The sequence below is a fragment of the Pseudomonas siliginis genome (assembly GCF_024072275.1).
Classification (GTDB): domain Bacteria; phylum Pseudomonadota; class Gammaproteobacteria; order Pseudomonadales; family Pseudomonadaceae; genus Aquipseudomonas; species Aquipseudomonas siliginis.
The window spans coordinates 2012324-2035664 of the sequence record NZ_CP099598.1; the positions used below are offsets into that span (position 1 = coordinate 2012324).

Annotated in this window: 16 protein-coding genes; 6 read left to right on the forward strand and 10 right to left on the reverse strand. The window is 61.4% G+C overall.

Annotated features, from left to right (window positions below; genetic code table 11):
- The first annotated feature begins 1 nt into the window (after position 1).
- From NF676_RS09565 to NF676_RS09575, 3 genes are all read left to right on the forward strand, one after another.
- Positions 2 to 826: a mechanosensitive ion channel family protein gene (locus NF676_RS09565; protein WP_016773831.1), complete on the forward strand. Its 825-nt coding sequence runs from the start codon at positions 2 to 4 to the stop codon at positions 824 to 826.
- Positions 827 to 916: 90 nt separating this feature from the next.
- On the forward strand, positions 917 to 1507 hold the full coding sequence (sigX, locus tag NF676_RS09570) for an RNA polymerase sigma factor SigX (protein WP_016773832.1): 591 nt from the start codon (positions 917 to 919) through the stop codon (positions 1505 to 1507).
- Positions 1508 to 1614: 107 nt separating this feature from the next.
- Entirely contained in the window at positions 1615 to 2649 is a 1035-nt protein-coding gene (locus NF676_RS09575; RefSeq protein WP_039762998.1) for an OmpA family protein, read from the forward strand.
- 88 nt (positions 2650 to 2737) lie between these two features.
- Here the strand turns inward: NF676_RS09575 and cobA are convergent, their stop codons facing one another.
- From cobA to NF676_RS09615, 8 genes are all read right to left on the reverse strand, one after another.
- A complete protein-coding gene (gene cobA, locus NF676_RS09580) occupies positions 2738 to 3490 on the reverse strand; it encodes a uroporphyrinogen-III C-methyltransferase (RefSeq protein WP_252887607.1) in 753 nt (250 codons plus the stop codon).
- 13 nt (positions 3491 to 3503) lie between these two features.
- Positions 3504 to 6215, reverse strand: coding sequence for a nitrate reductase (locus NF676_RS09585; RefSeq protein ID WP_252887608.1), 2712 nt, complete (start codon positions 6213 to 6215; stop codon positions 3504 to 3506).
- Positions 6215 to 6532, reverse strand: coding sequence for a nitrite reductase small subunit NirD (gene nirD, locus NF676_RS09590; RefSeq protein WP_016773836.1), 318 nt, complete (start codon positions 6530 to 6532; stop codon positions 6215 to 6217). The genes NF676_RS09585 and nirD overlap by 1 nt, the downstream gene beginning before the upstream one ends.
- Positions 6529 to 8982, reverse strand: a complete 2454-nt coding sequence (nirB, locus tag NF676_RS09595) for a nitrite reductase large subunit NirB (RefSeq protein ID WP_056784156.1) — start codon at positions 8980 to 8982, stop codon at positions 6529 to 6531. The genes nirD and nirB overlap by 4 nt, the downstream gene beginning before the upstream one ends.
- Before the next feature lie 419 nt (positions 8983 to 9401).
- Positions 9402 to 11072: a bifunctional protein-serine/threonine kinase/phosphatase gene (locus NF676_RS09600; RefSeq protein WP_252887609.1), complete on the reverse strand. Its 1671-nt coding sequence runs from the start codon at positions 11070 to 11072 to the stop codon at positions 9402 to 9404.
- A 7-nt stretch (positions 11073 to 11079) separates the two neighbouring features.
- Positions 11080 to 12291, reverse strand: a complete 1212-nt coding sequence (locus NF676_RS09605; RefSeq protein WP_041479125.1) for a nitrate/nitrite transporter — start codon at positions 12289 to 12291, stop codon at positions 11080 to 11082.
- Between the two features lie 431 nt (positions 12292 to 12722).
- On the reverse strand, positions 12723 to 13298 hold the full coding sequence (locus tag NF676_RS09610; RefSeq protein ID WP_056784167.1) for an ANTAR domain-containing response regulator: 576 nt from the start codon (positions 13296 to 13298) through the stop codon (positions 12723 to 12725).
- A 15-nt stretch (positions 13299 to 13313) separates the two neighbouring features.
- Positions 13314 to 14525 carry a CmpA/NrtA family ABC transporter substrate-binding protein gene (locus NF676_RS09615; protein WP_252887610.1) on the reverse strand — a complete coding sequence of 404 codons (1212 nt, stop codon included), beginning with the start codon at positions 14523 to 14525 and terminating at the stop codon, positions 13314 to 13316.
- 218 nt (positions 14526 to 14743) lie between these two features.
- On the opposite strand from NF676_RS09615, the gene NF676_RS09620 reads away from it, so the two are divergent.
- The gene (locus tag NF676_RS09620; protein ID WP_071171588.1) at positions 14744 to 15763 is read left to right on the forward strand and encodes a quinone-dependent dihydroorotate dehydrogenase; all 1020 of its coding nucleotides are present in this window, start codon (positions 14744 to 14746) and stop codon (positions 15761 to 15763) included.
- A gap of 299 nt (positions 15764 to 16062) precedes the next feature.
- Here NF676_RS09620 and rmf read toward each other — a convergent pair whose 3' ends face one another.
- Positions 16063 to 16278 (reverse strand): ribosome modulation factor, encoded by a 216-nt coding sequence (gene rmf, locus NF676_RS09625; RefSeq protein WP_003223300.1) that lies wholly within the window; start codon positions 16276 to 16278, stop codon positions 16063 to 16065.
- A 530-nt stretch (positions 16279 to 16808) separates the two neighbouring features.
- Here rmf and rlmKL point away from each other — a divergent pair.
- Positions 16809 to 19079 (forward strand): bifunctional 23S rRNA (guanine(2069)-N(7))-methyltransferase RlmK/23S rRNA (guanine(2445)-N(2))-methyltransferase RlmL, encoded by a 2271-nt coding sequence (rlmKL, locus tag NF676_RS09630; protein WP_024012311.1) that lies wholly within the window; start codon positions 16809 to 16811, stop codon positions 19077 to 19079.
- A 144-nt stretch (positions 19080 to 19223) separates the two neighbouring features.
- Complete coding sequence (locus NF676_RS09635) at positions 19224 to 21608, forward strand: sensor domain-containing diguanylate cyclase (protein ID WP_252887611.1); 2385 nt, start codon at positions 19224 to 19226, stop codon at positions 21606 to 21608.
- A gap of 159 nt (positions 21609 to 21767) precedes the next feature.
- On the opposite strand, the gene dacB is transcribed toward NF676_RS09635, so the two are convergent.
- The gene (gene dacB, locus NF676_RS09640; protein ID WP_252887612.1) at positions 21768 to 23228 is read right to left on the reverse strand and encodes a D-alanyl-D-alanine carboxypeptidase/D-alanyl-D-alanine endopeptidase; all 1461 of its coding nucleotides are present in this window, start codon (positions 23226 to 23228) and stop codon (positions 21768 to 21770) included.
- Positions 23229 to 23341: the final 113 nt, after the last annotated feature.

The following is a 23341-nucleotide window of genomic DNA, read 5'->3' on the forward strand; positions in this document are numbered from 1 at the left end:
TATGGAACTTGATCTCTGGACTCAGAGCCTCGTCACTGCAATGACTGCGTTGTGGACCAAAGTTGCTAACTTCATTCCGAACCTGTTCGGCGCACTGGTTGTGCTGCTGTTGGGTTTCGTCGTGGCCAAGCTGCTCGACACCTTGCTCTCCAAATTGCTCGCAAAACTGGGCCTTGATCGCCTGATGGGCGGTACCGGGCTGACCAAACTGATGTCGCGGGCCGGGCTGCAAGTGCCGATCTCGACGCTGATCGGTAAAATCGTCTACTGGTTCGTTCTGCTGATTTTTCTGGTTTCCGCAGCAGAATCCCTTGGCCTTGAGCGAGTTTCAGCTACGCTGGACATGCTGGCGTTGTATCTGCCGAAAGTATTCGGCGCCGCGCTGGTGTTGCTGGTCGGTGTCCTGCTGGCGCAACTGGCTAACGGGCTGGTGCGCGGCGCAGCAGAAGGCGTAGGCCTGGACTACGCTTCCGGGTTGGGACGGATCGCGCAGGGGCTGGTGATCATCATCAGCATCTCGGTGGCGATCAGCCAGCTCGAGGTCAAGACCGACCTGCTGAACCATGTGATTGTCATCGTATTGATTACCGTTGGTCTGGCAGTTGCGCTGGCCATGGGTTTGGGAAGCCGGGAAATCGCTGGTCAGATTCTTGCGGGAATCTATGTGCGTGAGCTGTACGAGGTTGGGCAACAAGTGCGTGTTGGCGAGGTCGAAGGCCAGATCGAAGAGATCGGCACGGTTAAAACCACATTGCTGACCGATGAGGGTGAGCTAGTCTCTCTCTCCAATCGGATCCTGCTGGAACAGCATGTGAGTAGCCGCTAAACCGGCAAACCCTGCTAATGTATGCCGCCGCAAAATGCCAGCCAAGGCTGGTTGTGGCGGACATTGACCTGACTGTCGGCACGACTTGTTTTGAATAAAGCCCAACCGCTATCCACGCGCTACGACCCCCGCGAGCTCTCTGATGAGGAGTTGGTCGCGCGCTCGCATACCGAGCTGTTTCACGTAACGCGCGCCTACGAAGAGTTGATGCGGCGTTACCAGCGAACATTATTTAACGTCTGCGCGAGATATCTTGGGAACGATCGCGACGCAGACGATGTCTGTCAGGAAGTGATGCTGAAGGTGCTGTACGGCCTGAAGAACTTCGAGGGGAAATCGAAGTTCAAAACCTGGCTTTACAGCATCACTTACAACGAATGCATCACGCAGTATCGGAAGGAACGGCGTAAGCGTCGCTTGATGGACGCTCTCAGTCTGGACCCTCTTGAAGAAGCGTCTGAAGAAAAGGCGCCGAAGCCGGAGGAGAAGGGTGGGCTTGATCGCTGGCTGGTGTATGTGAATCCGATTGACCGCGAAATTCTGGTGCTACGATTTGTCGCAGAGCTGGAGTTTCAGGAGATCGCAGACATCATGCACATGGGTTTGAGTGCGACAAAAATGCGTTACAAACGCGCTCTAGATAAATTGCGTGAGAAATTTGCAGGCATTGCTGAAACTTAGTTCAGCGCAAATATCTCTTACGTGTAGGCAAGTTCTGATAGACTTGCCGCCGAGTTGTCCCCCGGTTTGCGGGACTGCTTCACAATCACCAGATGGGGATTTAACGGATGAAACTGAAAAACACCTTGGGCTTGGCCATTGGTTCTCTGATTGCCGCCACTTCGTTCGGCGCTCTGGCACAAGGCCAAGGCGCAGTTGAAATCGAAGGCTTCGCTAAGAAAGAACAATTCGACAGCGCTCGTAACTTCAAGAACAACGGCAACCTGTTCGGCGGTTCGATCGGTTACTTCCTGACCGACGACGTTGAACTGCGTCTGGGCTACGACGAAGTGCACAACGTACGTGCCGACGATGGCAAGAACGTCAAAGGCGCTAACACCGCTCTGGACGCTCTGTACCACTTCAACAACCCAGGCGACATGATTCGTCCATACGTTTCGGCCGGTTTCTCTGACCAGAGCATCGACCAGAACGGTTCGAACGGTCGTAACCGTTCCACCTTCGCCAACGTTGGCGGCGGTGCCAAGCTGTACTTCACCGAGAACTTCTACGCCCGTGCCGGCGTTGAAGCTCAGTACAACATCGACCAGGGCGACACCGAGTGGGCTCCTAGCGTCGGTATCGGTGTGAACTTCGGTGGCGGCTCCAAGCCAGCTGCTGCTCCAGTTCCAGCACCTGCTGAAGTCTGCTCCGACAGCGACAACGATGGCGTTTGCGACAACGTTGACAAGTGCCCGGACACCCCAGCCAACGTAACCGTTGACGCTGATGGCTGCCCAGCAGTTGCTGAAGTTGTTCGTGTTGAGCTGGACGTGAAATTCGACTTCGACAAGTCGGTAGTCAAGCCTAACAGCTACGGCGACATCAAAAACCTGGCTGACTTCATGAAGCAGTACCCATCCACCACCACTACTGTTGAAGGTCACACTGACTCCGTCGGTCCTGACGCTTACAACCAGAAACTGTCCGAGCGTCGTGCAAACGCCGTTAAGCAAGTTCTGACCAACCAGTACGGTGTTGAATCGTCCCGCGTTCAGTCTGTTGGCTACGGCGAATCCCGCCCAGTTGCTGACAACAAAACTGAAGCTGGCCGCGCTGTAAACCGTCGCGTAGAAGCGCAGGTTGAAGCTCAAGCTAAGTAATTAGCTGCCGCTGATGGAAAAGCCCGGCTCAGGCCGGGCTTTTCTTTGTCTGCGATTTGGCTTCGCCGCTTAAAAGCGCGTGCGCGCGTTACGCCGTGCAGGAGCTGCCGAAGGCTGCGATCTTTTGCTCTTGCACGACACCAGCCACCGCACCAATCACCAGAATCGCCGGACTTTTCAACTCAAACGCCGAGGCATCCTCAGCCATCGCAGTCAGATCACTGCGACATTCACGCTGATGCGCCAAAGAAGCGTTTTCGATCATCGCCACCGGCGTATCCGCCGCCATCCCTCCCGCCAGCAGCTGATCACGAATCTCGCCCAGCTTGGCCACGCCCATGTAAACCACCAGCGTCGTCCCGCCTTGCGCCAGCGCCTGCCAGTTCAACTGGCTGTCATCCTGGGTGTGCGCAGTCACCAACGTTACTCCGCGCGCCACGCCCCGCAACGTCAGCGGAATATCGCACTGCGTCGCCCCGGCCAGCCCGGCGGTAATGCCATTGACCAGTTCCACTTCAACGCCACGCTCGCGCAACCACTGCGCTTCTTCGCCACCGCGGCCGAAAATGCACGGATCGCCGCCCTTGAGGCGCACCACGCATTTGCCCTGACGCGCATAACGCAGCATCAGCCGATGGATAAACGCCTGCGGGGTCGAACGGCAGCCGCCGCGTTTGCCCACCGGGATCACCCGCGCAGCCGGGCAGTGCTCCAGCACCGCGTCGTTGACCAGATCATCGATCATCACCACATCGGCCTCGCGCAACGCGCGCACCGCTTTGAGCGTCAGCAACTCCGGATCGCCAGGGCCTGCGCCCACCAGCCAGACTTTCGCATTCATGGTGTTGTCCTCGTTAAATGACCGCGACCGGCCGCGCTTCGGCAGCCAGCAGACGCTTGATTTCCGGCACGCAGGAACCGCATTGCGTACCGCATCGGAGATTGTTTTTCAGGCCTTGCAGATCCAGTCCCTGGCGAATGCCGGCGCAGACTGCGTTGAGACTGACGTTTTCGCAATTGCACAAGGTCTTGTCGCTCGCAATGGCGCCGACAGCGCCCGGCGGCGCGCTCATCGGCGCGAGCAGCCAGCGCCGCAGTTGTTGGTCGGCACGGCCCTCCAGCCACAGGCTTTGCAGCCAGTGTTGCGCAAGGGTTTCGCCGGCGAGGCGAATCGCAGTGATACGGCCGTTTTCGATACGCACCCGCTTGCCGATGGCTCGGCGAGGGTCGTCGTAGGCCAGAACCGGGCCATCCAGCAAGGACAGGCACTGGTCGATCTCGCCCAGCAACTGTGGATCGGGCGCCTCAGCGTGTGCAGCGCGTATCAGCAACGCTGGCCGCTCACGCCCGACAAGGCTGAGGCTGACGTAGGAAAACGCCTCGCACAGCGGTCGTAGCGTCTCGAAATGCCGCTGAACATCACCCTCGATCAAGGCGAACAATTGCCACGGCAGGTTGACTGCCTCCAGACGCACGCCGCTGTGCTTGAGCTCCGGTTGCCTGGACAGCGGATCAAACGCCGGCAAGGTCAGCTTGTTAACACCGCCCTTAAGATAGCGATCGCCCCAGTGCATCGGCAGAAACGCCTGGCCCGGACGCACGCTGTCGTCGCTGCCGACCGCAACAATCACCGCGCCACGGCGGCTTTTCAGATTGACCAGATCACCGGGCTGCAAGCGGTGCCGACGCATTTCGTCAGGGTGCAGGCTCAGCACGGCTTCGCTGACGTGGCCGAACAATTGCGCGGCGGTGCCGGTGCGGCTCATGCCGTGCCACTGGTCACGCAGGCGACCGGTGATCAAAGTCAGCGGGAAGCGCGCGTCGCGTTGTTCCTTGGCGGCGCGGTACGGATCGGCAATGAATTGCGCGCGACCATTGGCTGTAGGGAAAATGCCGTCGCCGTACAAGCGTGGCGTGCCTTGGCGGGCGCCGGCAGGGAAGGGCCATTGCTGCGGACCGATTTCGTCGATCAAGGCGTGACTGATTCCGCACAGATCCAGGTCTCGCCCACGGGTCAGCGCTTTGAATTCATCAAACAACTGCGAAGGTTGATCGAAAGCGAACAGGCTCGGCTGCCTGGGGCGCAGACGTTTCTCCAGACGCTGTGCGAAATCCACCGTGATTGCCCAGTCCGGCCGCGCTTCGCCCGGTGCGACAACCGCTTTGCGCACGTGGGAAATGCGCCGTTCGGAGTTGGTCACCGAACCTTCTTTCTCGCCCCAACTGGCGGCGGGTAACAGCAGGTCGGCAAACGCAGCGGTTTCGGTGGTGCGAAAGGCTTCCTGCAACACTACAAAAGGGCAGGCCTCAAGCGCTGCGCGTACTGCGCTCTGATCAGGCATCGATTGCGCCGGGTTGGTACAAGCGATCCACAGCGCTTTGATCTTGCCGCTGCGCAGGCTTTCGAACAGCTCGATGGCGCTCAGGCCCGGCGCCTCGGGCAAGCTCTCGACGCCCCAGTACGCCGCCACCTCGGCGCGATGTTCCGCATTGCCGGCATCGCGATGGCCCGGTAGCAGATTGGACAGACTGCCGGTTTCCCGCCCGCCCATGGCATTTGGCTGACCCGTCAGGGAGAAAGGTCCAGCACCGGGCCGGCCAATTTGCCCGGTGGCCAGGTGCAGATTGATCAGCGCACTGTTTTTTGCGCTGCCGGCGGTGGACTGATTCAGGCCCATGCACCACAGCGACAGGAAGCTCGGCGCAGTGCCGACCCATTCTGCGCATTGCTGCAGCTGCTCAATGCTGATGCCGCACAGCTGCGAAACCATTTGCGGGGTGTAATCGCGGACCAGGGTTTTGAGTTCGGCGAGGCCTTCGGTGTGCGCCTTGATGAAATCGCGATCGACCCAGTCTTCCCACAGCAGCAGATGCAAAATCCCATGGAACAAGGCGACATCGGTACCCGGAAGAATCGCCAGATGCAGGTCAGCCAAATCGCAGGTGTCGGTGCGACGTGGGTCGATAACGATGACTTTCATCTGCGGGCGACGGGATTTGGCTTCCTCCAGCCGACGGAAAAGTACCGGATGGGCGTAGGCCATGTTACTGCCGACGATCATCACGCAGTCGCTGAGCTCCAGGTCTTCGTAACTGCACGGCGGCGCATCGGCGCCGAGGCTGCGTTTGTAGCCGACCACCGCCGAGGACATGCACAGCCGCGAATTGCTGTCGATGTTGTTGGTGCCGACCAGCGCCCGCGCCAGTTTGTTGAAGGCGTAGTAGTCCTCGGTGAGCAACTGCCCGGAGATGTAGAACGCCACGCTGTCCGGGCCGTGCTCGGCGATGGTTTCGGCGAACACGTTGGTCGCGTGGTCGAGGGCGGTATCCCAGTCAGTACGGCTGCGCGCCAGGCCTTTGCCCAGGCGCAGTTCCGGGTACAAGGCGCGGGCGGCGAGGTCGCCGGTCAGGTGCAGCGTCGAGCCTTTGCTGCACAGTTTGCCGAAGTTGGCCGGGTGCGCCGGATCGCCGCTGACGCCGAGGATGCGCTCGCCGTCATGCTCGATCAGTACGCCGCAGCCGACCCCGCAGTAACAGCAGGTCGAGGCGGTCGTCTGGCGGTTCATCAGATGGCGTCCCGCAGGGCCAGTTGCACCCGGCCATTCTCGACTCGCGCCGGATGATGGTGCGCACAGCCGATGTCCGGCGCCTGGGCTTCGCCGGTTTCGAGGTCGATCTGCCAGTTATGCAGCGGGCAGGCCACGCGCTTGCCATAGATCAGGCCCTGCGACAGCGGCCCGCCCTTGTGCGGGCAGCGGTCATCGAGTGCGAAAACCTCGTCGTCGCTTGTACGAAAAATCGCGATGTCACCTTTCGGCCCGGCAATGATCCGCGAACCGAGGGCGTTGATCTCTTCCAGCGCACAGATATCGAGCCAGTTCATGCCGGCACCTCCAGGTTTTTCACGGGGATCACGTCGAATTCTTTCTTCAGTTGCGGCTGCGCCAGGCGCTCTTTCCATGGGTCCTGTTCGAACGACAGGGAGAATTGCAGCCGCTCGTTGAGGGCCTTGCGCCGCTCGGCGTCTTCGAGCACGTTCTTCTTGATGTGCTCCATGCCGACCCGTTGCAGGTAATGCACGGTGCGTTCGAGGTAGAAGGCTTCCTCGCGGTAGAGCTGCAGGAACGCGCCGTTGTATTCGCGGACTTCCTCGGCAGTTTTCAGTTTGACGAAGAACTCGGCGACTTCGGTCTTGATCCCGCCGTTGCCACCGATGTACATCTCCCAGCCGGAGTCGACGCCGATAATTCCTACGTCCTTGATGCCCGCTTCCGAGCAGTTGCGTGGGCAACCGGACACCGCCAGCTTCACCTTGTGCGGCGACCACATGTTGAACAGGTCGTGCTCGAGCTCGATGCCCAGTTGCGTCGAGTTCTGCGTGCCGAAACGGCAGAACTCGCTGCCAACGCAGGTTTTCACCGTGCGGATGGATTTGCCGTAGGCGTGGCCGGACGGCATGTCGAGGTCTCTCCAGACGCCGGGCAGATCCTGCTTCTTGATCCCCAGCAAGTCGATGCGCTGACCGCCGGTGACCTTGACCATCGGCACGTTGTACTTGTCGGCCACATCGGCGATCCGCCGCAGTTCCGATGGGTTGGTCACGCCGCCCCACATGCGCGGCACCACCGAATAGGTGCCGTCCTTCTGGATGTTGGCGTGGGCGCGTTCGTTGATCAGACGCGATTGCGGGTCGTCCTTGGCTTCGCCCGGCCAGGTGGAAATCAGGTAGTAGTTGAGCGCCGGGCGACAGGTCGCGCAGCCATTGGGCGTGCGCCAGTTCAGGTAGCTCATGGTCTCGGCGATGGTCAGCAGGTGTTCCTGACGGATCGCCTGACGAATCTGCCCGTGGTTGAGGTCGCTGCAACCGCAGATGGCTTTTTCGCTTTTCGGTTTGACGTCCGCCGCGCCGCCCACGGTATTGATCAGAATTTGCTCGACCAGACCGGCGCAGGAACCGCAGGAGCTGGCAGCCTTGGTGTGTTTCTTCACTTCATCGACGCTGAACAGGCCGTGTTCCTGAATCGCCTTGACGATGGTGCCCTTGCACACACCGTTGCAGCCACACACTTCGGCGCTGTCGGCCATGACCATGGCTTTGTCCTGGCCCTGATGTCCTACGTCGCCCAAGGCGTTTTCGCCGAACATGAGGTGATCGCGGATTTCGCCGATGGCGTGATTCTCACGAATCTGCCGGAAATACCAACCGCCATCTGCCGTATCGCCGTACAGACAGGCGCCGACCAGCACGTCATCCTTGATCACCAGTTTTTTGTACACGCCGCCGATCGGGTCGGAGAGGGTGATGGTCTCGGTGCCTTCGCCGCCCATGAAGTCGCCGGCGGAGAACAGGTCGATGCCGGTGACTTTCAATTTCGTCGAAGTCACCGAGCCCTGATAGCGAGCGAAACCCAGTTGCGCGAGGTGATTGGCGCAGACCTTGGCCTGTTCGAACAGCGGTGCAACCAGACCGTAGGCAATGCCGCGATGGCTGGCGCATTCGCCGATTGCGTAGATGCGCGGGTCGTAGGTTTGCAGGGTGTCGTTGACCAGAATCCCGCGATTGCACGGAATGCCGGCCTTTTCTGCCAGTTCAGTGTTGGGACGGATGCCGGCGGCCATCACCACCAGATCGGCAGGGATGATGTCGCCGTTCTTGAACTGCACCGAGCCGACCCGGCCATTGCCGGCGTCGTGCAGGGCTTGGGTCTGTTCGCATAGGCGAAAATGCAGGCCACGGGATTCCAGCGCCGATTGCAGAAGCTGGCCGCTGGTCTTGTCCAGTTGCCGCTCCAGCAGCCATTCGCCGAGGTGCACCACGGTCACGTGCATGCCGCGCAGCATCAGGCCGTTGGCCGCTTCGAGGCCGAGCAGACCGCCGCCGATGACCACGGCGTGCTTGTGGGTCCTGGCGGTGTCGATCATGGCCTGGGTGTCGGCGATGTCGCGATAACCGATCACGCCCTGCAAAGTGTTGCCGGGGATTGGCAGGATGAACGGAGTCGAGCCGGTGGCGATCAGCAGACGGTCGTACTCGGCTTCGGTGCCGTCCTCGGCGATCACTCGGCGTTTGACCCGGTCGATCTCCACCACTTTGCGGTTGAGCAGCAACTTGATGTTGTTTTCCAGGTACCAGTCGAGGTCGTTCAGCACGATCTCTTCGAAGGTCTGCTCACCGGCTAGCACCGGCGACAGCAGGATGCGGTTGTAGTTGGTGTGCGGTTCGGCGCCGAAGACGGTGATGTCGTAGAGCTCGTCGCTCAGCTTGAGCAGTTCTTCCAGGGTTCGGACCCCGGCCATGCCATTGCCGATCATCACTAGTTTGAGTTTTTTCATCAGGTTCTCCGGGAGCTGCGGCTGGCCTCTGGTGGGCCGTCGGGCCTTGCTCGACAAATTTCGCGCAAACAAAAAAAGGCGTCCCGCTAGTTGCCTAGCGAGGACGCCTTTGTCCTGGTCCCGTTCTCTCGGGAAGCGCAGCCTTCGTCGTTGAAGGTTGGGCTTTATGTATGGTGAAAAGGGTAATGCAGTGGTTGTGCCAACTCGGGGGGACGCGGATTTATTGGGGATTGGGGTTGTGACAGGAGCTTTTTTTGCACCGAATCGAGGCGTGTTGCTCGTTCGTGGCGCGTTAATTCTTGGGGTTATGCGGTGTGAAGCCGAATGCCTTCGCGAGCAGGCTCGCTCCCACAAGGTGTCTGCGAACGACACAAATTCCCTGTGGGAGCGAGCCTGCTCGCGAATGGCGCAACTCAATCTCAGCCATGAAACAACAAAACCAGCAGCACCACATTCCCCATCAATGCCAGAAGCGCCATCGTCCGCCAGACCTTCAACGGCTCCCGCTCCAACAAAGGCCGGGGCCGCACACTCAAACTTTGCCGCTCACCCTGTTCCAGCACCAGCAGCCACTCTTCAGCGGTTTCGAAGCGTTGCTGCGGATCGGCGGCGACGCCGCGTTCCAGACTTTGCGCCAGCCATTCCGGCAAGTCCGGGCGATAGCGACTGGCACTCACCGGCACGCCAAATCGGGGCCGTTGGAACGCTTCGATTTCGCCGTAGGGGAAATGCCCGGTGAGGAGGAAATACAGGGTGACGCCCACCGAATACAAATCCTGCTGCGCACTTGGCGACTCGCCGCGAAACGCTTCCGGGGCGATGAAACTAGGCGTTCCCGGCAGCGTCGCCGGCGCGTCTTCCGACAGCCCAGGGCAGTAAGCCAAGCCGAAATCCAGCAGGCGCAGCTCGCCATCGTCACCCCGCAGCAGGTTTTCCGGTTTGATGTCGCGGTGCAGAATCTGCCGTCGATGCAGCAGCCCGACCGCGCGCAACAGCCGCTCGGCGATGTCCTGCCACTGCGCCAGTGGTAGCGGGCCGCTGTGTTGAAAAATTTCGGCCAGCGTCGTCCCGGCATATTCACGCATGACGTAATACAGATGCTGACGCTGAGTGCAGGCATGGATTTGCGGAAAATGCCGGCCGGCCACGCGCTTGAGAAACCATTCCTCGGACAGCAGCGCCTGCCCGGCTTGCGGGTCGTCGGCCAAGCGCGTCGGCAAGGTCTTCAACAGCCAAGGCTGGCCCTGACTATCGAGCACGCGATACAGCAATGATTGCTGGCTCTGGCCGATGATGCCTTGCACCTGCCAGCCTTCAAACGCTTGCCCGGGTTTCAGCGTTGGCGGCAGTGGCCATTGCTGCAATTGCACCAGCGCATCGCCGATGCTCGCTTCGCCCAGCGCATCGACGCGCACCAGCAGGGCACTGGCGTTGTCCTGACTGCCGGCCAGATGCGCGGCGTTGACCAAGGTTTGCGCCGCGCTGTGCAGATCCGCTTGATCACGCAGAATCGCCGCGATCGCGGTATCGCCCAAGGTCGACCAGACGCCGTCGCTGAGCAGCACGAAGCTTTCGCCCTCTCGCAGTTCGCCGTCGAGGAAATCCAGGACCAGATGCTGATCGAGCCCGAGCGCACGTTTGAGCACGTGTTGCATGCCCGGTTGCTCCCAGACGTGATCCTCGCTGATGCGCTGCAAGCGCTCGGCGTGCCAGCGATAGACCCGGCAATCGCCGACGTGGGCGAGGGTGAATCGCCGACCGCGCATCACCAGCGCGCTGACCGTGGTCAGCAGCGGTTGCCCGCCGCCGTTGGCCTGCAGCCAGCGATTTTGCGCGAGCAGCAGGCGATCCAGCGCCTGGGCCACGCTCCAGGTTTCCGGCGTGGCAAAGTAGTCCAGCGCCAGGGCCTGCAAGGTCGAACGCGCGGCGAGGCCGCCATCGGCGCACTGGCTGACGCCGTCGGCGATGGCGAAAAGATAACCCTTGCTCACCGCCAGTGCCGGCGCCGGTGTCACTGAACGCAGGGCGTCCTGATTCTCCGCGCGCGGGCCGGTGGCGCTGGCTTCGGCGAAGCTCAGTTGCAGGGCCATTGGGGCCTCAGACCCGCGCCGCCGTCACCGCCGCCGAGCCCCAGGTGGTTCTCCAGCGACGCTTGACGCCGTGCAGGCCAAACCATGCCAGCACGCCGAGGCTGGCGAACAACCACAGCGCCAATTGATAACTGCCGGTGCTTTGCTTGATCGCGCCCATACCGGCGGCGAGGGCGAAGCCGCCAATTCCGCCGGCCATGCCGATCAGCCCGGTCATCACGCCGATCTCCAGACGAAAACGCTGTGGCACCAGTTGGAAAACCGCACCGTTGCCGGCGCCCAAGCCGAGCATGGTGCAGACGAAAAGCGCCAGCGCCGCGTAGGAACTTGGCAGATTGAAGCCCACCGCTGCGATGCAGATGGCAGCGACGGTGTACATCGCCAGCAAGGTACGAATGCCGCCGAAGCGGTCGGCCAGCGCGCCACCCAATGGCCGCATCAGGCTGCCGCCGAACACGCAGGCAGCGGTGTAGTAGCCGGCGGTCACCGGGCTCAGACCGTATTGATCGTTGAAGTAACCGGGCAGGGCGCTGGCCAGGCCGATGAAGCCGCCGAAGGTGACGCTGTAGAAAAACATGAACCACCAGCTGTCGCGATCACCGAGGGCCTTGAAGTAATCGGCCATGGCTTTCGGTTTTGGCCGCTGGGGAGCGTTTTTTGCCAACCAGGCGAATAGCACCAAAGTCAGGACCAGCGGGATCAGGGCAAACCCGAAGACATTGCTCCAGCCGAACGCGGCGGCAATCACTGGCGCCAGCAGCGCGGCGAACACGGTGCCGGAGTTGCCCGCACCGGCGATGCCCATGGCTTTGCCTTGGTGCTCTGGCGGATACCATTGCGAGGCCAGCGGCAGGGCCACGGCGAACGACGCGCCGGCCATGCCGAGGAACAGGCCGAGGATCAGCGCCTGTTCATAACTGTGGATGCCCAGTTTCCAGGCGCCGAACAGCGCGCAGATGACGATGACCTGGCCGATCAGCCCGGCGGTCTTCGGCGACAAGCGATCAGCGAGCATGCCCATGGCGAAGCGCAACACCGCGCCGGCCAGAATCGGCGTGGCGACCACAAGGCCGCGTTGCTGGGTGGTCAGGTGCAGGTCGGCGGCAATCTGCACCGCCAGCGGGCCGAGCAGGTACCAGACCATGAAGCTCAGGTCGAAATACAGAAAGGCCGCGAACAGGGTCGGGGTATGGCCGGATTTCCAGAAGCTTGAATTCATCGCGCACCTCGGCTGAAAAGAGTCTCGAAAGGAGTCATGCACAGCAGGTGGAGCGCCTCACGGCCGCACCACCGGCCCCGTTCTGTGGGGCCAAAACGCAAAAACGCCGCTACCTGATTCGCCGGGGGGCGAACGGGGTGAGCGACGTCTTTGTCGTAGGTGGGGCAACCGCCGTTGGTTACCTGTGCGGTTTACTTAGCGAGATTTGTGCCAACAGCTGAAAAGCAAAAGCCCCTCACCCTAGCCCTCTCCCAGAGGGAGAGGGAACCGAGCGGGGGATGGCCGAATCATTTGCCGATCTGAACGATTTCGAGTGAATCCATAATCGACTCGGTCGTTCAGGTCGGCGGACAGCGCAAGACAACGCGGTCGGTCCCCTCTCCCTCCGGGAGAGGGCTAGGGTGAGGGGCTCTTGATTTGCAGCGAAAATTTCAGCCCAGCAACTCACTCATGGCAATGATCTGCTCCGCCACCTGAATCAGCTTCTGCTGGCGGCTCATCGCCTGGCGGCGCATCAGCGTGTAGGCCTGTTCCTCGTTGCAATCCTTCATCTTCATCAGCAACCCCTTGGCCAGTTCGATGCGCTTGCGCTCGGCCAGTTGCTGATCGCGCGCCTGCAATTGCGCGCGCAAAGCCTGGTCACTCTCGAAGCGCGCCATCGCCACGTCGAGAATCGGCTGCAACCGTTGTGCGTGAATGCCTTCGACGATGTAGGCACTGACCCCGGACTTGATCGCCTGACGCATCACCCCCGGGTCATGTTCGTCGGTAAACATCACGATCGGCCGGGGCTGGTCGCGGCTGACCAGCACCACTTGCTCCATGACATCGCGGCTCGGTGACTCGGTATCGATCAGGATCACGTCCGGGCGCACCGTTTCGACGCGCGCCGGCAGGTCGATGGTCAGGCCGGACTCGTCGATTACCTCGAAGCCGGCCTCGGTCAGCGCCGCTTTCAGGCGTCCGACTTTTTTCGCGGTGTCGTTGATCAGCAGAATGCGCAACATGTTCGCGGTCTCCTGTCAGCGCTGGGCGAGAAGGGGGGCGGTGTCGTTCAGGGCGTGCAGTTTGAAACTGCGCGCATAGCCCGCCGGGTCGCTGCCGTCCCAGACCTTGCCGTCGAGCAACTGGCTGCTGCGCAGGTCTGCGTACGAAGTCGCAACACCGACCGCGCTGGCGGCCTCGCGATACAGATCCAGACGCTGAACCTGACGGGCGACGGCCAGATAATCCGGATCCTCGCGCAACAGACCCCAGCGACGAAACTGGGTCATGAACCACATGCCGTCGGAGAGGTACGGCAGATTGACCTCGCCATCGCCATGAAAACGCAGCGCATGCGGATCCTGCCAGCGATTGCCGAGGCCGTCGGCGTAATCCCCCATGAAACGCGGCTCGATGCAGGCGGCGGGGGTGTCGAGGTATTCGGCGGCGCTGAGCAATTGCGCGGTGCTGCGGCGGTTCTCCGGGCTTTCTTCTATGAAGCGGCTGGCCTCAAGAATGGCCATGACCAGCGCCCGCGCGGTGTTGGGGTATTGCTCGACAAATTCCCGGGTGCAGCCGAGGACTTTTTCCGGGTGGTCGGGCCAGATGCTCTGGCTGGTCGCCAGGGTGAAACCGAGATTCTGCTGCACGGCGCTGGCCGCCCACGGTTCGCCGACGCAAAAGCCGTCGATGCGCCCGGCTTGCAGGTGCGCGACCATTTGCGGCGGCGGCACTACCACGCTGTCGACGTCCTGCAACGGATGAATGCCCTGGCTCGCCAGCCAGTAATAAAGCCACATCGCATGGGTGCCGGTGGGGAAGGTCTGGGCGAAGGTCAGTTTTGCGCGGCTTTGGTGCACATGCCGATCGAGCGCTTCAGGACTGTTCACGTCAGCCTGTTGCAAACCATGGGACAGGTTCAGGCTCTGGCCATTCTGGTTCAGGCCCATCAGCACTGCCATGTCGGTCGGGGCGACGCCGCCGATGCCCAGGTGCACCGCGTAAATCAGTCCGTACAGGCTGTGCGCGGCATCCAGTTCGCCGCTGACCAGTTTGTCGCGCAGGTTGGCCCATGAGGCCTGACGTTTGAGGTTCAGCGTCAGGCCGTAGGGCTGGGCGAAGCCCTGGGTGGCGGCGACCACCACCGAGGCGCAGTCGCTCAGCGCCATGAAGCCGAGATTGATCGCGCTCTTCTCCGGCGCATCGCTGCCATTGACCCAGGCCAAAGGCCCCAAGGACGTTTCGTTCATACGCTACCTCAAAAAAAACGTCGTCCCGGATTCTGCGCAGGCAAAACCCGGGGACGACGCCATTGTCCTGGCCTGCGCGCCGTCATTGGTCGGCAGACTGATGAGCGGGGTGGTGCAAGGCATATGCCAGTCGCCTGATTCGCGCAGGCGCCTCGCGCCGGGGGACGATGCCCGGCTATAATCGCCGCCTCTTTTCGCCGCCCGAGTCATTGCCGCCCATGTACACCCTGGCCCGTCAGCTGTTGTTCAAACTTTCCCCGGAAACCTCCCACGATCTGTCGCTGGATCTGATCGGCGCGGGTGGACGTTTGGGCCTCAACGGCTTGCTGTGCAAGGCTCCGGCGAAAATGCCGGTGACCGTCATGGGGCTGGAGTTCCCGAACCCGGTAGGGCTGGCGGCAGGTCTGGACAAAAACGGCGCGGCCATCGACGGCTTTGCGCAACTGGGTTTCGGCTTTGTCGAAATCGGCACCGTGACCCCGCGTCCGCAGCCGGGTAACCCGAAACCACGGATCTTCCGCCTGCCGGAAGCCGAGGCGATCATCAACCGCATGGGCTTCAACAACCTTGGCGTGGATAACCTGCTGGCGCGGGTCGCTGCGGCGAAATACCAGGGCGTGCTGGGCATCAATATCGGCAAGAACTTCGACACCCCGGTCGAGCGCGCGGTCGACGATTACCTGATCTGCCTGGACAAGGTTTACGCCCACGCCAGCTACGTCACCGTCAACGTCAGCTCGCCAAACACCCCGGGCCTGCGCAGCCTGCAGTTCGGCGACTCGCTCAAGCAATTGCTCGCGGACCTGGCCACGCGCCGCGCCGAACTGGCTCTGCGTCACGGCAAGCATGTGCCGCTGGCGATCAAGATCGCGCCGGACATGACCGACGAAGAAACTGCGCAGGTCGCCCAAGCCTTGATCGAAACCGGCATGGATGCGGTGATCGCCACCAATACGACTTTGAGTCGTGTCGGCGTCGAAGGCATGGAGCATGGCGACGAGGCGGGCGGTCTGTCGGGTGCGCCGGTGCGTGAAAAGAGCACCCATACCGTGAAGGTGCTGGCGGGCGAATTGGCCGGGCGTTTGCCGATCATTGCTGCGGGCGGGATTACCGAAGGCAAGCACGCGGCGGAGAAAATCACCGCCGGTGCAAGCCTGGTGCAGATCTATTCGGGCTTCATCTACAAAGGCCCGGCGCTGATTCGTGAATCGGTAGACGCCATCGCCGCGTTGCGCTGAGGATTGCCGAGGCCTTGGGGAGCCTTTGTGGCGAGGGGATTTATCCCCGCTGGGCTGCTCAGCAGCCCCAAACCTTCCACAGTGATATGCCAGGTAGATTGAAGTTTGGACTTCGCGACTGCTGCGCAGCCGAGCGGGGATAAAATCCCCTCGCCACGTGGATCCCGGTTAACCCTTTTTGCAGGCATAAAAAAGGGCTCCTCGAAGGAGCCCCTGGGCCGTAGCCCGCCGTCCGGGAGGGACGTGCGTGGTTAATTCAGTGCAGATTCAGATTGTCGTGTCGGAATAAATGCCCTGTGTCAGCCGACGGCGTGAAGTTCGTTGAGTCTGTGGATTCCCGCAGTGCCGGTCATACCGTCCCAGTTGTCGCCGCGTCCTTCTCGCCAGCCGTTGATCCAGGCTTGACGTACCGACGGTAGAGTAAATGGGCAAAGCTCACGGGATTTGCCACCAACGCCATATTGATATCCGCGCAAAAATGCTCTTTCCAACGGATCACGCTTAAGTCTTCTCATAGGGTGTTTCCCTCACTTGTTGACTGTAGTGTCGCGTTGACCTCAATTGAGGTCTGGCAGAAAAAACCTGCCATCGTGCGGCTCGCTGCCGGCGTGGCGAGCCAAGGTGTTGACGCCGTTGCGACGTCAACCTGTGCTCAGTTCTAACCAATGAGTCACACCGAGGGAATGATCGTTTTGTCATAAGCACGTAACGTAAAGGATGCTATGGCGATAAGTAACCGCGTATTTATTCAACGTTCATTGCGCAAACCCCGGTATGATCGGCGCCCCGCTGACTCAGGGGGTTAATCCTTTAGTGAGAATGACCCACGTTTGCGCTTGGGTAATATTCGACGAAGGGTCGCTTTCAGTCTTTTTGTTTCACCAACTTTTTTATCTGTCCCGGCATCTAAGCTCTTTTAACCCGAGCAGCGGGGATGGAACGGCACACCTTCGTGCCACGCGGGCGCTCTTTCAGAAAAGCGCCTGATTGAAAACCGGGTCGGCAATGCGTTGCCGGCCCACTAGCCAAAGGCTCTGGAATTACCATGTCCGATCGTTTCGAACTCTTCCTCACTTGCCCCAAAGGCCTTGAAGGCCTGCTCATCGAGGAAGCCGTCGGGCTTGGCCTTGAAGAAGCGCGCGAGCACACCTCCGCCGTGCGTGGCATGGCGACCATGGAAACCGCTTATCGCCTGTGCCTCTGGTCGCGTCTGGCCAACCGTGTGTTGCTGGTGCTCAAGCGTTTCCCGATGAAGGACGCCGAAGACCTCTACCACGGCGTGCTCGACATCGACTGGCAGGATCACATGCTCAGCGACGGCACCCTGGCCGTCGAATTCAGCGGCCACGGCTCGGGCATCGACAACACCCACTTCGGCGCGCTGAAAGTCAAAGACGCCATCGTCGACAAACTGCGCACGCCGCAGGGCGATCGTCCATCCATCGACAAACTCAACCCGGACCTGCGCATTCACCTGCGTCTGGATCGCGGCGAAGCGATTCTGTCCCTCGACCTGTCCGGCCACAGCCTGCACCAGCGCGGCTATCGCTTGCAGCAGGGCGCCGCGCCGCTGAAGGAAAACCTCGCGGCGGCAATCCTCATTCGTTCCGGCTGGCCGCGAATTGCCGCCGAAGGTGGCGCACTGGCTGACCCGATGTGCGGTGTCGGTACGTTTCTCGTCGAAGCGGGGATGATTGCCGCCGACATGGCGCCGAACCTGCGTCGCGAGCAGTGGGGCTTTACCGCGTGGCTCGGTCATGTGCCGGCACTGTGGAAAAAACTCCACGAAGAAGCCGTCGAGCGTGCCGCCGCCGGTCTGGCCAAACCGCCGCTGTGGATTCGCGGTTACGAAGCCGATCCACGACTGATTCAGCCAGGCCGCAATAACGTTGAGCGCGCCGGCCTCAGCGAGTGGATCAAGATCTACCAGGGCGAAGTGGCGACCTTCGAGCCGCGCCCGGATCAGAACCAGAAAGGTCTGGTCATCTGCAACCCGCCGTACGGCGAGCGTCTCGGTGACGAAGCCAGCCTGCTGTATCTCTACCAGAACCTCGGCGAGCGTCTGCGTCAGGCCTGCCTGAACTGGGAAGCGGCGGTGTTCACCGGCGCCCCGGATCTGGGCAAGCGCATGGGTATCCGCAGCCATAAGCAGTATTCGTTCTGGAACGGCGCGCTGCCGTGCAAACTGCTGCTGATCAAGGTTCTGCCGGATCAGTTCGTCACTGGCGAACGCCGCACTCCGGAACAGCGCCAGGCCGAGCGCGAGCAAGCGGCTTACGACCAGACCCCGGACGAGCCGCAAGAGCGCAAGTTCAACAAGAACGGCAACCCGATCAAGCCGACGCCAGCCCCGGCGCCAGTGATCGAACAGCCGCGCCTGAGCGAAGGCGGGCAGATGTTTGCCAATCGCTTGCAGAAAAATCTCAAGGCGATGGGCAAGTGGGTCAAGCGCGAAGGCATCGATTGCTACCGCGTCTATGATGCCGACATGCCCGAATACGCAATGGCCATCGACCTGTACCACGACTGGGTGCACGTTCAGGAATACGCCGCGCCGAAATCCATCGACCCGGAAAAAGCCTCGGCGCGCATGTTCGATGCGCTGGCGGCCATACCGCAGGCGTTGAACGTCGACAAGAACCGCGTGGTGGTCAAGCGCCGCGAGCGGCAGAGCGGCACCAAGCAGTACGAGCGTCAGGCTGCGCAGGGCAAGTTCGTCGAAGTCAATGAAGGTGGCGTGAAGCTGCTGGTCAACCTCACCGATTACCTCGACACCGGCCTGTTCCTCGATCACCGGCCGATGCGCATGCGCATTCAGAAAGAGGCGGCCGGCAAACGCTTCCTCAATCTGTTTTGCTACACCGCGACCGCCAGCGTGCACGCGGCCAAGGGCGGCGCGCGCAGCACCACCAGCGTCGACCTGTCGAAAACCTATCTGGACTGGGCGCGACGCAACCTGTCGCTGAACGGCTTCTCGGACAAGAACCGTCTGGAGCAGGGTGATGTGATGGCGTGGCTGGAAAGCAGCCGCGACGAATACGACCTGATCTTCATCGACCCGCCGACGTTCTCCAACTCCAAGCGCATGGAAGGCATCTTCGACGTACAGCGCGATCAGGTGCAGTTGATCGACTTGGCGATGGCGCGGCTGGCACCGGGTGGCGTGCTGTATTTCTCCAACAACTTCCGCAAGTTCCAGTTGGAGGAAAACCTCGCCGAGCGTTATGCGGTCGAGGAAATCAGTGCGCAGACCATTGATCCGGATTTCGCCCGCAATACCAAGATCCACCGCGCCTGGAAAATCACGGCTCGTTGACGCTTTCACTGGTTGGATCCACAGAGCCTTGATTTTTAACGGCTCGGTGGATCCAGCGGTGCTGGCTAAATTAGTGGCTAATAGCTATAACTCACACACCGCCAATGGGGTTTTCCCGTGAATCTGGCGGAGTGAGTCGTGCTTATGCCGTTGCACCCCGTGCGCCCGAAAATCCTCGGTTTCATCAGTGAAGACGTCTCAGCCTGGCTGGTCGCTTTGCTGGTGTTGCTTGCCGGCGGGATTCTCACCGGGCTGCTCGCGTGGGGCACCTTCAACCAGTTTCAGCAACAATCGCGTCAGCGCTTTCAACTGCTGGCCAACGAACGCTACAGCCGTATCGCCGAACGTTTTCAGGACCAGGAGCAACGTCTCGATAGTCTGCGCCGGTTCTTCGCCAACTCCGAATCGGTGTCCCGCGCCGAATTCGACGGCTACTCCCGCCCTTTATTGCTGCGCACCCAAGCCTATACCTATGCCCCGAGAGTCAGTGGTGCCGAACGCGCCGCGTTCGAACAGCAGGTGCGTGACGAAGGCCTGAGCAACTTCACCATTCGCGAGCTCGACGCCAATGGCGAGCTGCAACTGGCGGCAGCGCGCGACGCATATGTGCCGGTGCTGTACACCCAGACCCAAAGCCGATTGGCGCCACCACTGGGTTATGACTTGCTCGCCCAACCCTTGCGCCGCGAAACCCTGCAACGCGCCGACCAGCTCGGCAGCATGGCGGTGTCGCAACCGATGCACCTGGTCGGGATTGAGCCGTCCTACGCGCGTGGGGTGTTGCTACTGGCGCCGGTCAGTCGCGCCGGAGAATCGCAGCCGTTCGGCTATGTGATGGCGGTGATCAGCATGCGCCAGTTGCTCGCCGATGGTTTGCCCGATGCCCTGCACGATTACCTGTCGGTGCGCATTCTCGACCTGTCGACCCAAGATCAGCACGAGGCGCTGTTCGAATCGAGCAACGAGGCGGTGCCCGGCGATCTGGCGGCGACGCGCTTGCTGCGCATGGCCGACCACGACTATCAGGTCGATATCCTTCCGAGCGAGGCGTTCATGCAGGCCAACCATTCGTCGGTGGGCAGCGTGATCATTCTTGGCGGCTTGCTCAGCGCATTGCTCAGCGCCTTGCTTTACGTGCTGGTCAGCCAGCGCCAGCGCGCGGTGCGGCTGGTCGAGGTGCGCACCCAGGAATTGCACGAGCGCGAGCAGGAACTGCGCGGCACCCACGGTCAGTTGCGCGGCGTGCTGAATGCCGCCACTCAGGTCGCGATCATTGCCACCGACCTGCGCGGCGTGATCAACACTTTCAATCCCGGTGCCGAGCAAATGCTCGGCTACAGCAGCGCCGAAGTGGTCGGGCGCATGACCCTGGAGAACCTGCATTTACCCAGGGAACTGGCGACGCGTTCGGCCGAGTTGAGTGCGCGCTACGGCAAAAGCATCCCGACTTGCCACGCGATGCTGGTCGAGGGCGGCGAAGTCGGCGGCCATGAAGCACGCGAATGGACCATGGTGCGCAGCGATGGCAGTCATCTGCCGGTGAACATGCTCGCCACGCCGGTGCTTGACGAGCAAGGCCTGTGGGTCGGTCATCTGGCGATCTGCATCGACATCACCGAGCGCAAACGCGTGCACGAAGTGCTGGCAGCACGCGACACGTTGCTGAAGAAGCTCAGCGCCCATGTTCCGGGCGGCATTTACCAATTCAAAATGGAATTCGACGGACGCTTCAGCGTGATCTACGCCAGCGATGGCATCCGCGAAATCTACGAGCTGGAGCCGGATGTGCTGCTGCTCGACTCCGAGGCGATTTTCAGCCGCATTCACCCGCAGGACGCGATTCGCGTGCGCTCATCAATCCGCGAATCGGCGGAAAATCTCAGCCCGTGGCGCGAGGAATACCGCGTGCAACTGCCCGAGCGCGGCCTGCGCTGGGTGCGCGGCGAGGCGACGCCTGAAGAACTGCCGGGCGGCGGGGTGCTGTGGCACGGTTATATCTCGGATATCTCCGATCTCAAGCGCGTGGAAGAAGAATTGCGCGCGTTGTCGATCACCGATTCGCTGACCGGCATTCACAACCGTCGCTATTTCCAGGAACGCCTGACCACGGAGATGGCCCGGGTCGAGCGGGGCGGCGGCGAGTTGTCGGTAATCATGCTCGACATCGACCACTTCAAACGCATCAACGACCATTACGGCCACGCCGTCGGCGACCGTGTGCTGCAAGCAGTCTGCGAGCGAATTGGCCATCGTCTGCGTCGCACCGATGTGTTCTGCCGTTTGGGCGGCGAAGAGTTCATGGTGCTGTGCCCGGACATCGACGGCGAGCACGCGTACATGCTGGCGATGGAGTTGTGGGAAGGCCTGCGCAGCGCGCCGGTGGATGTGGTTGGCGTGGTCACCGCCAGTTTCGGCATCGCCAGCTGGCGGCCGGGGGAGGGCGCGGATGCGTTGTTGCTGCGCGCTGACTCAGGGGTTTACGCAGCGAAGCAGAATGGCCGGGATCGGGTTGAGCGGGAGATGAGCTGATTCGAACCTGACACCTGACCCTGTGGGGCAGAGGGGATCTGGCGCTGATTTTCTGTGGGAGCGAGCCTGCTCGCGAAAGCGGTGTGACAGTCACTGAACATGCTGACTGAACCGACGCCTTCGCGAGCAGGCTCGCTCCCTCAATTGCATCTGCTGCGCCTACAGCACCGAAGCGGTCTGCGGCAGTTTCGGCTGTTTGTACAGATCCAGCAGCACCTGATCGAGCACCGACGATGCACCAAACGGGGCCTTGTCGTTGAGGATCGCTACCACCGCCCAGGTATTGCCATTCACATCACGGCTGAAACCGGCAATCGCGCGCACGGTGTTCAGGGTGCCGGTCTTGACGTGCGCCTCACCGCGCATCGCCGTGGTTTTCAGACGTTTGCGCATGGTGCCGTCGGTGCCGGCGATCGGCAGCGAGCTGATGTATTCGGCGGCGTACGGGCTGTGCCAGGCGGCCTGCAGCATGTTGGCCATTTCCCGCGCACTGACCCGCTCGGCCCGCGACAGACCAGAACCATTCTCCATCACCAGATGCGGCGCGGTGATGCCTTTCTTCGCCAGCCACTGACGTACCACGCGCTGCGCTGCCCGGGCGTCGTCACCGTCGGCATCGTTGCGGAAACGCTGGCCAAGGCTGAGGAACAGCTGCTGGGCCATGGTGTTGTTACTGTATTTGTTGATGTCGCGGATGATCTCGGCCAGATCCGGCGAGTACGCACGGGCAAGCAGTTTGGCGCTGCTCGGCGTCGGCGCCAGACGATCCTTGCCCTGAATGCTGCCACCCAGTTCCTTCCAGATCGCCCGCACGGCGCCGGCGGTGTAGGTCGCGTGGTCGAGCAGCGACAGGTAAGTCTGCGAGCTGCAGCCTTCGCCCAACTGGCCGCCAACGGTCACGGTCACGCTGCCATCGGCCTGCGGCACCGGGTTGTAGCGCACGCCGCCGGTGCATTGCTTGGACGGCAGGGCTTTGACGGTGTTTTCGATGCGGATGTTCGCGATCGGCGGCTCCACGGAAATCAACACGCGGCCACCGTCATTGCGCGCAACAAAGCGCAGGGCCTTGAGGTTGACCAGCAGCGAGTCGGGCTTGACCAGGAACGGCTTGTTGTCGTCGTTGCCGTCATCGTTGAATTCCGGCAATTGCGGCTGCACGAAGAAGTTGCGGTCGAGGATCAGGTCGCCGGTGATCTGCGTCACGCCGTTGGCGCGCAGGTCGCGCATCAACAGCCAGAGTTTCTCCATGTTCAGCTTCGGGTCACCGCCACCCTTGAGGTAGAGGTTGCCGTTGAGAATGCCGCCGCTCAGGTCGCCGTCGGTGTAGAACTCGGTTTTCCACTGATGGTTGGGGCCGAGCATTTCCAGCGCCGCGTAAGTGGTGACCAGTTTCATCGTCGAGGCCGGGTTGACCGAGACGTCGGCGTTGAACACGGTCGGCGTGCCCGGACCGTCGAGCGGCACCATCACCAGCGACAGCGCGGTGGGCTGCAGCTTGCTGGCCTTGAGGGCTTTTTCGACGTTCGGGGTTAGGGAAGTGTTGATGGTGGCAGCGGAGACAGGCAAGGCCAGAGGCAGAAGAAGGCCGGCGAGAAACAGTGGACGCAACGATTTGATCATATGCAATAAAACCCTGCAAAAGAGGGGAAAAAAGAGGAGGACATGGATGAAAAGGCCCTCAGTGGTCATGAAAGTGTCGGCATTATGCCCCAAGCTGTAACAGCTTGTGCCGT

Coding starts and splice junctions, on each gene's coding strand:
- NF676_RS09600 (WP_252887609.1), bottom strand. CDS start 11,072: ATGGCCCTGCAACTGAGCTTCGCCGAAGCCAGCGCCACCGGCCCGCGC.
- nirD (WP_016773836.1), bottom strand. CDS start 6,532: ATGAACTGGCTCGATATCTGTGCGCTGGAAGAGATCAACGCCCTCGGT.
- NF676_RS09565 (WP_016773831.1), top strand. CDS start 2: ATGGAACTTGATCTCTGGACTCAGAGCCTCGTCACTGCAATGACTGCG.
- rlmKL (WP_024012311.1), top strand. CDS start 16,809: ATGTCCGATCGTTTCGAACTCTTCCTCACTTGCCCCAAAGGCCTTGAA.
- cobA (WP_252887607.1), bottom strand. CDS start 3,490: ATGAATGCGAAAGTCTGGCTGGTGGGCGCAGGCCCTGGCGATCCGGAG.
- NF676_RS09615 (WP_252887610.1), bottom strand. CDS start 14,525: ATGAACGAAACGTCCTTGGGGCCTTTGGCCTGGGTCAATGGCAGCGAT.
- dacB (WP_252887612.1), bottom strand. CDS start 23,228: ATGATCAAATCGTTGCGTCCACTGTTTCTCGCCGGCCTTCTTCTGCCT.
- NF676_RS09605 (WP_041479125.1), bottom strand. CDS start 12,291: ATGAATTCAAGCTTCTGGAAATCCGGCCATACCCCGACCCTGTTCGCG.
- NF676_RS09585 (WP_252887608.1), bottom strand. CDS start 6,215: ATGAACCGCCAGACGACCGCCTCGACCTGCTGTTACTGCGGGGTCGGC.
- NF676_RS09610 (WP_056784167.1), bottom strand. CDS start 13,298: ATGTTGCGCATTCTGCTGATCAACGACACCGCGAAAAAAGTCGGACGC.
- NF676_RS09635 (WP_252887611.1), top strand. CDS start 19,224: ATGCCGTTGCACCCCGTGCGCCCGAAAATCCTCGGTTTCATCAGTGAA.
- NF676_RS09620 (WP_071171588.1), top strand. CDS start 14,744: ATGTACACCCTGGCCCGTCAGCTGTTGTTCAAACTTTCCCCGGAAACC.
- nirB (WP_056784156.1), bottom strand. CDS start 8,982: ATGAAAAAACTCAAACTAGTGATGATCGGCAATGGCATGGCCGGGGTC.
- rmf (WP_003223300.1), bottom strand. CDS start 16,278: ATGAGAAGACTTAAGCGTGATCCGTTGGAAAGAGCATTTTTGCGCGGA.
- NF676_RS09575 (WP_039762998.1), top strand. CDS start 1,615: ATGAAACTGAAAAACACCTTGGGCTTGGCCATTGGTTCTCTGATTGCC.